Below are 14828 nucleotides of genomic sequence, written 5' to 3' on the forward strand. Positions count from 1 at the left end.
ATTAAATTTAGCTTATGCTTTCTTGAAAAGACAAGGCTTCAAAAGAAGATTTTGCAGCCATTTGTAGAATAGGATTGTTTTCTAACAAATCATTGAATTCAATAGAATGATTAGTTCTTTTTCCTATTTGCTGAAAATGATTGATTAAGTTATGTTCGGAAACCATTTTGTGCCAAAGTGAGCCTTCTTCGTGTAGGAAGTTAATTAATTCTGTTGCATTCCAATTTCCATATTTAAAAACTATGGTTTCTAATAGATTTAATTCATATCTATTGAAAATGGTTTTATCAAAATCACCATTAGGTTTTAAGAAAACCTCTTCAGAATTTCTATCAGTATTGAATTTTTTTTCAAGTTGAATGGAATGTAGTAATGATAATTCTTTTCCTTGATAACAAAAAACTTCCTGATGTTTGATTTCATTGTAAACATCAATGGCAACTGGGCCGTTTTCCCAAACTTTATAGTCTAGCCAAGTTATGGGCGTGCCCGTTTCCTTGATAGAAGTTTCGTCAAGAATGTACAATAGTTTTAACGTTTTGGTCATAGATAAAAAGTCTATCTGTGACGCAAAATAGTTTAAAATATTGCTTATTTTGTCGTTGTTGATTCGTCTAAACATACGTAAATATAAAGAAATAGTTCAATATTCTTTGTTAAAGGACTGCAAATGTACGGTTTATTTGCTGATTTTTAAATCTTTGATTAATTCTGATGCTTCAATATTTAATGCAAAAGCAATTTTCAACATTGTGCTCACTTTCATTTCTTGTTTTCCTTTAATATACTTTCTTAAATTCTCTACGTCCATATCAGCATCGTGGGCAACTTCCCTAGTCTTCAAACCTTTTTCCTTGATTATTTCCTCTATACGATTCCCTAAAAGAAAAATTTCTTGTTTCATTTCCGATTTCCGAACTCTTTTTTCCATAATTGGAAAGTTACTTTCGTCGGATTAAATAAGAGTGATTGTAAAAATCAGATTGTTTACAACTGATTATTTATTTATATTTGAAAAAATTAATTAAGAATGCCTACACTAAACTGGATTGGTAAAGACAAAATCATCAATCATCATCAAGAAGTTCCCTATAAAGTACTGAACCACGAATATGGTTTTTCTGAAAATGAAAAATCGAAAGCTCCTGTTGCTTCTGGAAACCTTATTATCAATGGGGATAACCTTGAAGCGTTGAAATCTTTATTGCCCAAATACGAAGGCAAAGTAAACTGCATTTACATTGACCCGCCATACAATACAGGAAATGAAAGTTGGGTGTATAATGACAATGTCAATTCTCCAAAGATTAAAAAATGGTTAGGCAAAGTCGTTGGCAAAGAGAGTGAAGACTTGACTCGTCACGACAAATGGTTGTGTATGATGTATCCACGCATCAAATTACTTCATAAACTGTTAGCTAAAGATGGGTTTATTTTTATAAGTCTTGATGATAATGAAATTCATTCTTTAAAATTCATTTTAAATGAAATATTTGGAGAAAAAAATTTTCAAGCAGAAATTATAGTTCAATCAAATAAGCGTGGTCAAACATATAAACAATTAGCAAAAACACACGAATATTTAATTTGTTTTTCAAAAACGGATAAAGCTAATATAAATGAATTACCTACTGATATAGGCAATTACCCATACCAAGACAGTATAGGTAAATATTCAATTAGAGAATTGAGAAATCGTAATCCAAAATTTGGCAGATTTAATCGTCCAAATTTATTTTTCCCGATATATATAAATCCGAATGCTCCAGACGACATTGGTTTTTGCCCTCTTTCATTAATAAAAGATGAAGATTTTTCAATAGAAGTATTGCCATTAAATAGCCAAAGTGAAGAAAGCTGTTGGAGATGGGGTACAAAAAAAGTTGAAGAAAATATATTATTTAAAAATGATATGTCTTCAATTTTTGGAAGACAAAAACAAGATGGAAATTGGGGTGTTTATGATAAATACAGAAAGGGCACAGTAAAAGCTAAAACTATTTGGACTGAAACAGAGATGATAAGTGAGCAAGGCACTTCAATGTTAAGAAATTTAGGATTAGCTGAATTATTTCAATTTCCAAAACCAGTAGAATTAATAAAAAGAGTTTTGTTATTAGCTTCCGATGAGAATAGTATTGTTTTGGATAGTTTTGCTGGAAGTGGAACTACTGCTCATTCTGTTTTAGAACTTAACAAACAAGACGGAGGTAATCGCAAATTCATTTTAATAGAAATGGAAGATTATGCTGAAACCATTACTGCCGAGCGTGTCAAAAGAGTCATCAATGGTTATGCCGATAAAGAAGGAACTGGAGGCAGTTTTGATTATTACACATTAGGCGAACCACTTTTTGACGAAAACAATAACTTAAACGAAACCGTTGGTATAGAAAAAATAAGAGAATACGTTTGGTTTACCGAAACTCGAATTTCCTATACAATCCAAGAATTGGCTTCTCCATTTTTAGGAATTTACAACGATACCAGTTACTATTTCATTTATGAAAAAGATAATTTAACCACGCTCGATTATGAATCTCTAGCTGAATATGTACAACAAAAAGCCGAACGGTATATTATTTATGCGGATAATTGTTTGTTGCCTGAAACTTTTATGAGAGCCAAAAATATAGAATTTAAGAAAATCCCTCGCGATATAACTCGTTTTTAATTATGGAACTAAAAACCTATCAAAAGCAAGTCATAGACGATTTGCAACAATATTTCGAGTATTTGCAAAATCATAAGAAAGCAGATAAAGCTTTCAATTCTTTTTGGCAGGAAAAAGTGGGTTTCTACAATCCAATAACTGGCGAAGGAATGCGACCGTATCAAAATACCGTTCCAAACGCGGTTCATTTGAGTATAAAAGTGCCAACTGCGGGAGGGAAAACCTTTATTGCCTGTAATGCATTGAAAACTATTTTTGAAGCAATGCCAGACACTAAGGCAAGAGCGGTTGTATGGCTTGTGCCTTGGAGCAATTTATTAGACCAAACAGTAAAAAATCTTTCAAATCCCGATCATCCATATTGTCAGAAACTGAATTCTTTGTTCAATAATCGTGTTCAAGTTTATGAAAAACGGGATTTGTTACAAGGGGCTAATTTCAATCCCTCATCGGTACAAGAACAATTGAGCATAATGGTTGTGAATTTTGCTTCCATACGGGCCAAAAATAAAGAGGACAGGAAATTTAATGAACAAAATTCTAATTTATCCAGCTTTTCAGATTCCATTGATGATGAAATTGTTTTGGAGGGTACTGAAAAAGAAGCATTAATTAATGTTATTAGAAGTTTAAATCCAATTTTGGTTGTTGATGAAAGTCACAATGCTGAAAGTGATTTAAGTGTTGAAATGTTGAACAACCTCAATCCAAGTTTTATTTTGGATTTGACCGCAACACCCAAACAGAATGCTAATATTGTGAGTTTAGTTTCTGCTATTGAACTCAAAAAAGAGCACATGGTTAAATTACCAGTGATTGTTTATAACCATCAAAATATTGAAGGCGTTATAGAAAGTGCTTTGCATTTGCAAAACAAATTAGAGACAGAAGCTAAAATTTTGGAAGAAAATGGAGGGAAATACATTCGTCCAATAGTTTTGTTTCAGGCACAATCCAAAGGGAAAGAGGATAATACGACTTTTGACAAATTGAAAGCTCAGTTGATTGCTATAGGAATTCCAGAAGAACAAATCAAGATTAAAACGGCTAATAAAGATGAGTTGAAAAATGAAGATTTAATGAGTGCGGCTTGTCCTGTTCGTTATATTATTACCATTAATGCGTTGAAAGAAGGTTGGGATTGCCCGTTTGCTTATATCTTGGCTTCATTGGCTGATAAATCCTCAGAAGTTGATGTTACACAGATTTTGGGTCGTGTTTTACGCCAACCTTATGTGATGAAACACAACAGCACGATGTTGAATTTATCGTATGTAATTACAGCTTCGGTTAAGTTTCAAAACACTTTGCAAAATATTATCAAAGGATTGCAGCAATCCGGTTTTAGCGAAAAAGATTATCGAGAAAAAGACGTTATGCCAGAATTTGTAAAAGAAGAAGTGAAGCAAGAAACATTAGATAATTTCTTTTTTCCTGAGCAGATAGGAGTTGTAGAAGAAGGTTTGATTGATGTTCAAAAAATTCATTTCAATCCCAATGAAATGAGTAACTCTCCTAATATTGCTGTATTTGAAATGGAAAAAATGGCAATTGAAGATAGTCTAAAAATGGAGATTCAAATTGCCAATCAAGATAATTCTAACACAGTTCAACAAATTTATTCTGAAGTGGGAATGAAAGTTAAACAATATAAAATGCGTGAAAGTGTTGCTGAACAAGCTTCGGCAATTGTATTGCCAAAATTTGTAGTTGAAGTTCCTCAAAATGAATTTCTTTTAATGGAACAAGGCGACACACAATTGTTAGACAGGGTGAATCTTTTGAAAGATTTTAAGCTTTCGGATAAAGATATTCAAATCCCTTTTAAAAGTATTTCTTCGGATTTATATAAAATTGATACTGAAAAAACGAATGATGGCGGTTATAAAATGGTTTCGTTCAAAATAGAGAATGTAGTTCAAGAAAAAATGACGGAATACATTTTAGCTAAACCTAAAGAAGGACAAATTAAAGATTTAGCGCATTTTGTAGTCAAGCAAATTGATAAATTACCACCTATTGCCGATAATGAAATTAAGAAATACGTCAATAGAATTTTAGAGAATATGTCCGCACAGGAGTTGATAGATTTCAATCAATATAAACTGACGTATTCTGATTCGATTAAGGAAAAAATCAATCAATTAGCGGATACTTATGCTGAAGAAAAGTTTAATGATTGGCTTGAAATTGATAAAATAAAAGCACAATCAATCTGGAAATTTGAAACAATGATAATTCCGCCAAGAATTGGGAACGACATTGGAAATTCATTGTACGTTCATGAAGGCGACATGAACGGATTGGAAGAACAATTTATTTTAGAAATTTCCAGTTCATCAAATATTGCTTTTTGGCATCGCAATTTGGGAAGAGGAAAAGGTTTTGCCTTGAATGGCTATAAATCCAATCATTATCCCGATTTTATTTTAGTTACCAAAACTAATAAAGTTATTGTAGTAGAAACCAAAGGTTCCCATTTGAATAATCCAGATACCGCAGCAAAGTTAAGGCTGGGAAAATCTTGGGCAAGGCTTTCAGGATCTAGTTATAGTTATATGATGGTTTTTGATAAAAACGCAATTGATGGTGCTTATAATTTAGAGAAAGCAATAAGCTTGATAAAACAGATGTAGATTTTATAAATCTTTGTAACTAAAAATGCCTCGCAATTGTGAGGCATTTTTGTTTATAGGATGGATGGAATGGTTTTAAAATAATCCGTTCAATTCAGCATCGATACGGTTAAAAATATTTCCTAAATCTTCTGGATTGTCAACAAAATTTATGTTGTCAACGTCAATAATTAATAATTTTCCTTTGTCGTAGGTTTGAATCCAACCTTCATATCGTTCGTTCAAACGGCTCAAATAATCAATAGATATTGAGTTTTCGTATTCACGGCCACGTTTGTGTATTTGCCCCACTAAATTAGGTATAGAACTTCTTAAATAGATCAATAAATCAGGAGCTTTAACCGTAGATTCCATTAATTCAAAAAGAGAAGAATAATTCTGGAAATCACGATTGGTCATTAAACCCATTGCATATAAATTAGGAGCAAAAATATGTGCATCTTCATAAATAGTTCGGTCCTGAATGATTTTTTTACCGCTTTCGCGAATTTGCATCACCTGACGGAAACGGCTATTCAAGAAATAAATTTGTAAATTAAACGACCAACGTTCCATTTGATGATAAAAATCGTCTAAGTATGGATTGTCAACTACATCTTCAAAATGCGGTTCCCACTTAAAATGTTTCGCTAATAATCGAGTTAAAGTTGTTTTTCCGGAACCTATATTTCCTGCTATTGCTATGTGCATTACGGTATTGTGATTTTATAATTTGTAATTCCTGTTGATGTAAAAATAGATAAAATTTGGTCCTTGTAACAGAATTCTTTAAACGTTTTTTCTGAAATTTCAATTTCAGTTTTTTCACCTTTTTCTACATCTTCTAAAATCAAAATGGAGTTCTTGGAATAGATAAACTGGTTTTCATTAATAATTGTAACAGAATCATAATCAGGAATTATTCCCTTACTTATTATTTTTCCAAAAATATCACATACGTACCAGCTGTTTTTATTGTCAATCCAATGAAAGACATTGAAATCCGAAGAATAATTTTTGATATTTTCTGTAAAAGGAACTGAAATGGTCTTGTAATTATTACTTAAATAATCATAAAGTCCCAGTTGCTGATTCATAGTATTGTAAACCCACAATTGATTTTGAGAAGCTATTCCAATTGCTGAAGCTACAATAGGAATCGTATGGTCTGAAAAATTGATTTTTTGGGTTTCATTCAATTGATTGTCCAATACTATAACAGTGTTGAAATTTTCGTAAAACAAAACGATTTTAAGTGGATTTTGCAAGTCAACTTTGGTGATTTTACCCAAAGAAATATTTTTATATTCTAAAGTATCTCGCATGTTAATTTTAGAAAAAACATTGTTTTTAATGGTGTAATAAAAACCAAATGAATCGTGTCCTAAAAATACATCTCCATCAAAACGAATGGAGTCAATTTTAATTGGAGTCAGTTTTTGGTTCTGACTGGATACTGCTGAAAAAGAGGAGATAAAGAGTAAAAATACTAATTTTTTCATGAAAGCAAAATTACAATTAAACCAAATACAATTGTGATTGTCTTATTATTATTTTAACAGAATACTTGTAACAAAAATAGTATTTTTCAGTCTTATTTATCAAAATCCAAAAGTATGTATAAAGTAATTTTCACATTAGTATTAGCAGTCGCATCATTTATGGGACTTCACGCTCAGGAATTTCAAGGAATGGCAGTTTACGAATCGAAAACGAGTACTTCCGATTTTAAAACGCGAATGGAAGGCAATAAGGAGATGACTCCGGATATGCAAAAAATGATAGAGGAAAGAATGAAGAAAATGTTCGAAAAGACATTTATTCTTAATTTTGATAAATCGGCATCGATATATAAAGAAGAAGAAAAATTAGATACTCCAGGTCAAGGTGGCGGCGGAATGAGAATGATGATGTCTATGACTGGCGGTGGCGGAACGTATTATAAAAACGTAAAAGAGAAATCGTATACCGTTGATAAAGAGTTCATGGGAAAAGAGTTTCTTGTAAAAGATTCGTTGCCTAATTTAAAATGGAAAATGGAAGGTGAAACCCGTGTTATTGGTGGTTACAATTGCTTCAAGGCAACTGCTGTGCGTCCTGCAAGTAAAACCGATTTTAGAAATTTCAGACCCAAAAAAGAAGATGCCGCAACAACAAAACCAGCAGATGGTACTAAGAAAACTAATCTTATGGATGAATTGGATATGCCGAAAGAAACTATAATTACAGCTTGGTATACGCCGGAAATTCCAGTGAATCAAGGTCCGGAGAACTATTGGGGATTACCAGGTTTGATATTAGAAGTAAATGATGGTAAAACGGTTATTTTATGTTCGAAAGTAGTTTTGAATCCTAAAGTTAAAACCGAAATAAAAGCGTCAACGAAAGGAAAAGTTACTACTCAGAAAGAATTTGACGAAACCGTTTTGAAAAAAATGGAAGAGTTCAGAGAGATGAATCAAGGACGTGGCGGAAATGGCGGAATGCGAATGAGAATTGGAGGGTAAAAACAAGCCAAATCAGAGTTTAAAATCAATACTATAAGATTCATTCATAATTCCTAAATGAAAAATACAATACTAATTGCCCTATTTTTTATTACTTCAATTTCCTTTGCACAATCCGTTAAATTAGAAGGCCTCATAACCGATTCAAAAACAGTTGGACTTGAAATGGCCAATGTAATGGCAATAAATAAGGCCACAAAAGCTATGGATTCTTATGCCATAACAAATGATAAAGGTAAATTTCTTCTTAATCTAAAACCAAATACAACGTATAGCTTAAAAATCAGTTATTTGGGAATGCAGAATAAAGAGTTGGAAATTACTACTACTTCAGAAAACAGCATTAAAAATATTGCATTGGAAGAAGGCGGAATTCAATTGGATGGAGTTGAAATTGTCCGCGAAATGCCGGTTTCGATAAAAGGCGACACCATTGTTTATAATGCAGATTCTTTCAAATCCGGAACAGAACGAAAACTGGAAGATATTCTCAAAAAATTACCCGGAGTTGAGGTCAACGCTGATGGCGAAATTGAAGTCGAAGGAAAAAAAGTTTCTAAATTAATGGTGGAAGGAAAAGATTTTTTTGATGGCGATACCAAGTTGGGCGTCAAAAATATTCCAGCTGATGCCATTGATAAAATCCAAGTGTTGCGCAACTACAGCGAAATTGGCGCACTAAAAGGAGTGGAGAACAATCAGGATAATGTTGCGATGAATATCATACTTAAGTCAGGAAAGAAAAATTTCTGGTTTGGAGATATGACTGCAGGAATAGGAGTTGCACACGAGGAAATCCGCTATTTGATCAACCCAAAATTGTTCTATTACAGTCCGAAATACAGCATCAATTTAATTACAAATTTCAATAATATCGGGGAATTGCCGTTGACAGTTCAGGATTATTTTAAATTCACGGGCGGTTTTAGAGGTATGATGCAAAAAGGTGGTTCCAGTTTTAATGTGTCCTCGAATGATCTAGGAATTTCACTTTTAAGAAATAATAGAGCCAAGGAAATTGAGACTAAATTTGGAGCTACAAACTTTTCATACAACGTAAACAAAGCGTGGACTTTAAGTGGTTTTGGGATTCTTTCTTCTTCTGAAACGGACTTAGAAACAAAGTCACAAACGAATATTTTACAGCCTAATTCTTCTGAAATTCTTTCTACAGAGAACCGTCAGGAAACGGCAAATCAAAAAAGTAATTTGGGATTATTTAAATTGAGTTCCAGTTATAAACCCAGTGCGAGGTTTCAATTTGATTACGATGTTTTAACCAAATTATCAAAGCAAGACGAGAATAATTCACTGTTAAGAGAATCTGTTGTCAACAATAATTCGAATACAGAAAACATCAATACGTTAAAAAAACAAGATCCAATTTCAGTAAATCAAAACCTGAGTTTGTATTATACGCAAAGCGATAAAAATATTTTTGCTTTCGAAATGCAACATTTGTACCAAGAGGAAGATCCTTTTTATAATGCTAATTTACAATCACAACCGTTTAATTTAGCCGATTATATTGCTGGGCAAAACAGAAATAACATCAACCAAAGTCGTTTTGTAAAAACCAGTAAGATTGACGCTAAATTGGATTATTATTACATGGTTACCCCAAAAAGCAACATCAATGTTACTTTAGGAAATACGTATTCCCATCAAAATTTCAACTCCAGTATTTTTCAGATTTTGGATAACGAAACAGTCAATAATTTAGATGATGTTGCCAACACAAATGATGTAAATTACAATTTCAATGATACGTTTTTAGGATTGCATTATAAGATTTTGAGTGGCAAATTTACCTTTACACCGGGAGTAAGTCTGCATAGTTACAACATGACAAATGAGCAATTAGGAACTAGTAACAGTCAAAATTTCTTCAGAGCATTACCTGATTTCTTGGCGATTTATCAAATTAAAAAGTCGGAAACATTAACCTATAATTTTTCGTACACCAATAATTTTACTGATGTCAATCAACTAGCTGAAGGATTTGTTTTCTCTAATTACAACAGTTTGACTAAAGGAAATCGACTTTTGGAAAACGCTACCGCACAAGTGCATTCCTTGCGCTACTTTAAATACAACATGTTTAATTTTGAAAATATTACTGCTTTTGCCACGTATTCGAAAAGAGTGGATGCTATAAAAACCCGTGCTATATTCAACGGAGTTAATCAGACGTCATCTCCTTTTAATTCTGATTTTGCCGATGAAACTTTATCCGGAAATGGTTCGTACGGTCGTTCTTTTTTAAAGAATTATAAAGCATCTTTAGGAGCTAATTTGAATTGGTCAAAATTCAATAACATTCAGAATAATGTGTTGTCAACAAACGAGAGTTTTACCCAAAGCTATACTTTGAAAGCGTCAACAAATTACAAGAATATGCCTAATTTAGAGTTGGGATATAATATTGTAACCAACGATTATAATAATACTACTTTTTACACCGAAAAGCCTTTTGCAAGACTGGATTATTTCTTCTTGAACAGTTTTTCATTTGTAGCTGAATATGAGTTTTATCATTATTATAACAATACCAAAACGGTCAATAATGAATATGATTTCTTGAGTGCCAGTTTGATTTATCAAAAGAAAGGCAGTAAGTTAGAATATAAAGTAAGCGGAACTAATTTATTGAACACGAACTCATTAAATGATGATAATTTCAGTCAGTTTGCAACCAGAACCTCTCAATATACCGTTCAGCCACGGTATGTAATTTTTTCTTTAAAGTATAATTTGTAGTAAATTTGCCAGAAGATAAAAGGCCTTTGAAGTTTATTCTTCAAAGGCCTTTTTTTAGTTTTTAATTCCCAATAGGACTTTGATGTGGAACTGATCTACCGTTTTTTTATTTCTTTTTCTTTCTCCACTTACGTTCATGTAGTATATTAAAATCGTGTATTTAGGAGTTTCAATTTTTTGTGTAATCTTTTGTTTCCAATTTTCTTTATAATCAAAATCGGGAGTTTGGCTTACAAAATCGACTATCTTCAACGGAACGATGTCCTGATTGATTTGTAAGTCTACTCCGTATTCTTTTTTAGTAGAAATAATAGAATAGGACTTATTGTCGATTGTAATACATTCGGTACATTCTAAATCTTCGCTATTTGCAATGGAAAAAGACACATCATAGCCTTGAATGTTTTCTATATTTTGATTGTTGTTTTCGTAAAAATTATAAAAATATTCTTTGTTGTTTATTTTTTGGTCATATTGAGCGCGATAATTTAGTCCCAGTGCTTTCATGATTTGGGAGGAATTTGGGTTTTTGTCCTTTTTAATCAAGGCAGTTAGTTTGTCTTTTGTAAATGGAAGGAGTACTTCTGAGCCATAGTTTTCTTCTAAGAAATCTACGATACTGCTTAAATCTTGCTCTTGTTCAAAAGTGAGTTTTTCCTTTTCTATTTTTTGCAAATAGGACTCAAATCTGGAAAGCTGACTGTTTTTGGATATTGAATCTGCACTTTGCGGTCCAAGAATGGTAATCAAAGCCGTTATGCACATTGTAATAGGGATGAACTTTATTTTAGGTTCTTTTTTGATTATAAAATAAGCTACTACTATGGTTAACCAGATTGACAATGCCAATACATAATAGCGCTCATGTGTGAATCCGTATAAGTGGACTCTATATAAAATAGCCCAAAATAATAATCCCAATAACGGAACTAATAAATAATAAAACCAACGGTTAAAGGTTCGCATCCAAAGATTTCCAGTTTCTTCGGCAATAGGATGTACGAGTAAAAAAGAAAGTATTCCAAAGATTGCAAAAACCAAAACGAGATTAGAAACCCAGCCCACAGGTAAAGAAAGTGTGACTAAGATTTTAGTTTCATAACAAATCAAAATCACTAAGTAAATGCTGATTAATGGAAGCAAAACATATTGAGTAAAATTTTTAAGACCTTTTGGATATTTTAAAATAAGTGGAGAGGATTCGTTGTTGGTTTCAGGAACGCCAGATAAAAAGAAAACCGTATTAAATATCCCTGCGATGATGAAAAATAAGTGAAGATATATTCTGTCATAAAAATCTACATTGAATAAATGGTGTACCGCTAAAATAGCCAAGGATAATCCGGAATACAATACAACGCTATACAAGCCAGCAGTTAGAATACGAAGAAAAAGCTGTTTGTTGAACTCCCAAAACTCTTCTTGGTTGTAGATTTTTGATATAAAACCGGAAAATGAGACCAATAGATGCAAAGCAATATTGAGTACTAAAAATTGCAATGCTTCAACCTCTGTTATTTTTTCCGAAAAGCTAAATATAAAAGCAGTTACTAATCCACCAAGTATTAGACTGATTAAAAATCGAATCCAACTGTTTTTGTGAGTTGCTGAGAAATATAAACTAACGGAAAGAAATAAAACCAAACACAGAGAGCAACACATGATACTTTTAGTGTAAAAATTCTCGGTCGTATCATTTCTTTCTTCTGAGAGTAAAATTGCGAATACCGTCCCTAAAATCGTTAGTATGGTTTCTAGCGGAAATCTGGAAATGGTTTTTTGTGAAGCTTGTAATACGCTTTGGAAAGAAGGGAATTTAGCCATGATTTTGGGAAGTTATTTTTTACTAAGTAAAGAAAAATACCGCATATAGGCAAACAAAAACCCCGAAGTCTGCAGTAACAGAATTCGGGGTTTGATATATAACTAGATTTAAATTTCTAATGTTTTAAAGCCAAAGTTACAATCCAAAAGCAGTTTTAACTTGGTCAACGAAATCTAATTTTTCCCAAGTAAACAATTCAACAGTAACTGTTTTTTCGTTTCCACCTGGAGCAGAAAAAGTTTTAGTAACAGTTTCTGGAGTACGTCCCATGTGCCCGTAAGCAGCAGTTTCGCTATAGATTGGATTTCTTAATTTTAAACGTTGCTCAATAAAGTACGGACGCATATCAAAAATAGCTTCTACTTTCTTGGCAATTTCACCATTAGTCAAGTTTACTTTTGATGTTCCGTAAGTATCAATAAAAATACCCATTGGTTTAGCCACACCAATTGCATACGAAACCTGAACTAAAATCTCGTCAGCAACACCCGCTGCAACTAAGTTTTTTGCGATATGACGTGTAGCATAAGCGGCACTTCTATCCACTTTACTTGGATCTTTTCCAGAGAATGCACCACCACCGTGAGCACCTTTTCCACCGTAAGTGTCAACGATAATTTTTCTTCCTGTCAATCCAGTATCTCCGTGCGGTCCTCCAATTACGAATTTCCCGGTTGGATTAATATGGTATTGGATTGCATCATTAAATAAATGAGCATGTGTTGGATTTTTTGCAATAATCCTTGGAATCAATATTTCAACGATGTCTTTTTTGATTTTTGCAAGCATTGTAGCTTCTTCGTCAAAATCATCATGTTGTGTTGAGATTACAATAGTATCAATACGAGTTGGCTTATTATCATCGCTATATTCTAAAGTTACTTGAGATTTAGCATCCGGACGCAAATACGTAATTTCGTTATTTTCACGTCTTAAAATGGCTAATTCCTGCAATAATTTATGAGATAAATCAAGTGCCAATGGCATATAATTTTCCGTTTCATTAGTAGCATAACCAAACATCATTCCTTGGTCACCAGCACCTTGCTCTTCAGGATTTTTTCTGTCAACACCTTGATTAATGTCAGCAGATTGTTCGTGAATAGCAGAAAGAATTCCACAAGAATTAGCTTCAAACATGTATTCGCTTTTTGTGTAACCAATTTTTCTGATTACATCACGAGCGATTTGTTGTACGTCTAAATAGGTATTTGATTTTACTTCACCAGCCAAAATTACCTGGCCAGTAGTTACTAAAGTTTCACAAGCTACTTTTGAGTCAGCATCAAATGCCAAAAAATTATCAATTAATGCATCCGAAATTTGATCTGCAATTTTGTCTGGATGTCCTTCGCTTACAGATTCTGACGTAAATAAATAGGCCATAATAATTATTATTTTAAAATTAAGCGAGAAAAAATAATTGCTGAAAAGGACTAAAGAAGAGTTTCTGCTTTAGCATTTTTTCTACTGAAAATTTTTCAGTATCCATAATGAATTGATTTCATTATGAAGAGGTTGCAATCAGTTCAAATTTTTCCTCTTGTATTCGGGTGCAAATGTATGAAACCATTTTGAATTGCAAATTAATCTTAACTTTTTTTTGCTCATAAATCTTTTCATCTACTTAAATAAATACAAAACGGAATCTTGGGTTCGTTTTTCTTTGTATTTTTTTTAAAACTTATTTGGAAAATTCAGAAATAGTTAGCATATTTGTTACAACAAAAAAAGAAACATGAAATTTAATGTGTGTAATATGTCAAAAGCCATTCAGGAAAAGTCCTGTGGGTCGTGTATTGCTTAAATTTAAATTAAAATTTATATAGCAAAAGCCTCCCAAGAAAATGGGAGGCTTTTTTTTTGAACTCTATTTAGCTGAAAATAAAACAACATTAATCATAGAATGAATAACCTGAAAATCCAGAATACAAATAATTTTAAAGTCAAAAATATGATTTGCGCCAATGCCATTATGTGCGTTCGTGTCTGTTGATTCCAAAAGTATAAGTTATAACACAACTTAAAAAACCCTTTTGGATACGTATCTAAAAGGGTTTTTTCATTCAGATTAGTTAAAAAACATAGAAAATTTCAGAAATCAAAAAATAATTTAAATCAAAACTAACATCGTAAATTCAAATAGTATGAGCACATTAAAAAATTTCCCGAAGACATTACGGTTACTAAAAGGCTTTAGTTTCAGAACCAAAACAGAAAAAGAAATCGATTCAAATAATGAATTGACCAATCCAAGATTTGAAATATCAAAAAATGATCCTTTGGCGCAAAAAATAGTGCCGAGTTCATTACTGTTTCAAATGTATTCAAAAGAAAATGAAGAACTTTTTATTTAAAAAAGTGATGGTTGTTTTAGGTTTTGAATCTTTGATGGTAAATCTCAAATTATGATTTCGACGAAAGATAAAACCCTAATATGGTGTTTT

Annotated in this window: 11 protein-coding genes; 5 read left to right on the plus strand and 6 right to left on the minus strand. The window is 32.3% G+C overall.

Annotated features, from left to right (window positions below):
- Positions 1 to 7: 7 nt before the first annotated feature.
- Both ACNQF6_RS09700 and ACNQF6_RS09705 read right to left on the minus strand, forming a co-directional pair.
- Positions 8 to 547 carry a Panacea domain-containing protein gene (locus ACNQF6_RS09700; RefSeq protein ID WP_417965391.1) on the minus strand — a complete coding sequence of 180 codons (540 nt, stop codon included), beginning with the start codon at positions 545 to 547 and terminating at the stop codon, positions 8 to 10.
- Between the two features lie 132 nt (positions 548 to 679).
- Complete coding sequence (locus ACNQF6_RS09705; RefSeq protein ID WP_417965393.1) at positions 680 to 931, minus strand: helix-turn-helix domain-containing protein; 252 nt, start codon at positions 929 to 931, stop codon at positions 680 to 682.
- A 99-nt stretch (positions 932 to 1030) separates the two neighbouring features.
- Between ACNQF6_RS09705 and ACNQF6_RS09710 the strand changes: the two genes are divergently transcribed.
- Together ACNQF6_RS09710 and ACNQF6_RS09715 are read left to right on the plus strand one after the other, a co-directional pair.
- A complete protein-coding gene (locus ACNQF6_RS09710; protein WP_417965395.1) occupies positions 1031 to 2674 on the plus strand; it encodes a site-specific DNA-methyltransferase in 1644 nt (547 codons plus the stop codon).
- Positions 2675 to 2676: 2 nt separating this feature from the next.
- Positions 2677 to 5310, plus strand: coding sequence for a DEAD/DEAH box helicase (locus ACNQF6_RS09715; protein WP_417965397.1), 2634 nt, complete (start codon positions 2677 to 2679; stop codon positions 5308 to 5310).
- Positions 5311 to 5385: 75 nt separating this feature from the next.
- On the opposite strand, the gene ACNQF6_RS09720 is transcribed toward ACNQF6_RS09715, so the two are convergent.
- Both ACNQF6_RS09720 and ACNQF6_RS09725 read right to left on the minus strand, forming a co-directional pair.
- Positions 5386 to 6000, minus strand: a complete 615-nt coding sequence (locus ACNQF6_RS09720) for a deoxynucleoside kinase (RefSeq protein ID WP_099713600.1) — start codon at positions 5998 to 6000, stop codon at positions 5386 to 5388.
- Positions 6000 to 6791, minus strand: a complete 792-nt coding sequence (locus tag ACNQF6_RS09725; RefSeq protein WP_417965399.1) for a hypothetical protein — start codon at positions 6789 to 6791, stop codon at positions 6000 to 6002. Before ACNQF6_RS09725 ends, ACNQF6_RS09720 begins: the two co-directional genes overlap by 1 nt.
- 114 nt (positions 6792 to 6905) lie before the next feature.
- On the opposite strand from ACNQF6_RS09725, the gene ACNQF6_RS09730 reads away from it, so the two are divergent.
- Positions 6906 to 7796, plus strand: a complete 891-nt coding sequence (locus ACNQF6_RS09730; protein WP_417965401.1) for a GLPGLI family protein — start codon at positions 6906 to 6908, stop codon at positions 7794 to 7796.
- 57 nt (positions 7797 to 7853) lie between these two features.
- Positions 7854 to 10556 (plus strand): carboxypeptidase-like regulatory domain-containing protein, encoded by a 2703-nt coding sequence (locus tag ACNQF6_RS09735; RefSeq protein WP_417965403.1) that lies wholly within the window; start codon positions 7854 to 7856, stop codon positions 10554 to 10556.
- Between the two features lie 54 nt (positions 10557 to 10610).
- Here the strand turns inward: ACNQF6_RS09735 and ACNQF6_RS09740 are convergent, their stop codons facing one another.
- Both ACNQF6_RS09740 and metK read right to left on the minus strand, forming a co-directional pair.
- Positions 10611 to 12380, minus strand: coding sequence for a DUF4153 domain-containing protein (locus tag ACNQF6_RS09740; RefSeq protein ID WP_417965405.1), 1770 nt, complete (start codon positions 12378 to 12380; stop codon positions 10611 to 10613).
- A gap of 136 nt (positions 12381 to 12516) precedes the next feature.
- Positions 12517 to 13767 carry a methionine adenosyltransferase gene (gene metK / locus ACNQF6_RS09745; protein WP_417965407.1) on the minus strand — a complete coding sequence of 417 codons (1251 nt, stop codon included), beginning with the start codon at positions 13765 to 13767 and terminating at the stop codon, positions 12517 to 12519.
- Between the two features lie 761 nt (positions 13768 to 14528).
- Here metK and ACNQF6_RS09750 point away from each other — a divergent pair.
- The gene (locus ACNQF6_RS09750; protein ID WP_417965409.1) at positions 14529 to 14738 is read left to right on the plus strand and encodes a hypothetical protein; all 210 of its coding nucleotides are present in this window, start codon (positions 14529 to 14531) and stop codon (positions 14736 to 14738) included.
- Positions 14739 to 14828 lie beyond the last annotated feature (90 nt).

The organism is Flavobacterium pasteuri (assembly GCF_048286615.1).
In the GTDB taxonomy this organism is placed as follows: domain Bacteria; phylum Bacteroidota; class Bacteroidia; order Flavobacteriales; family Flavobacteriaceae; genus Flavobacterium.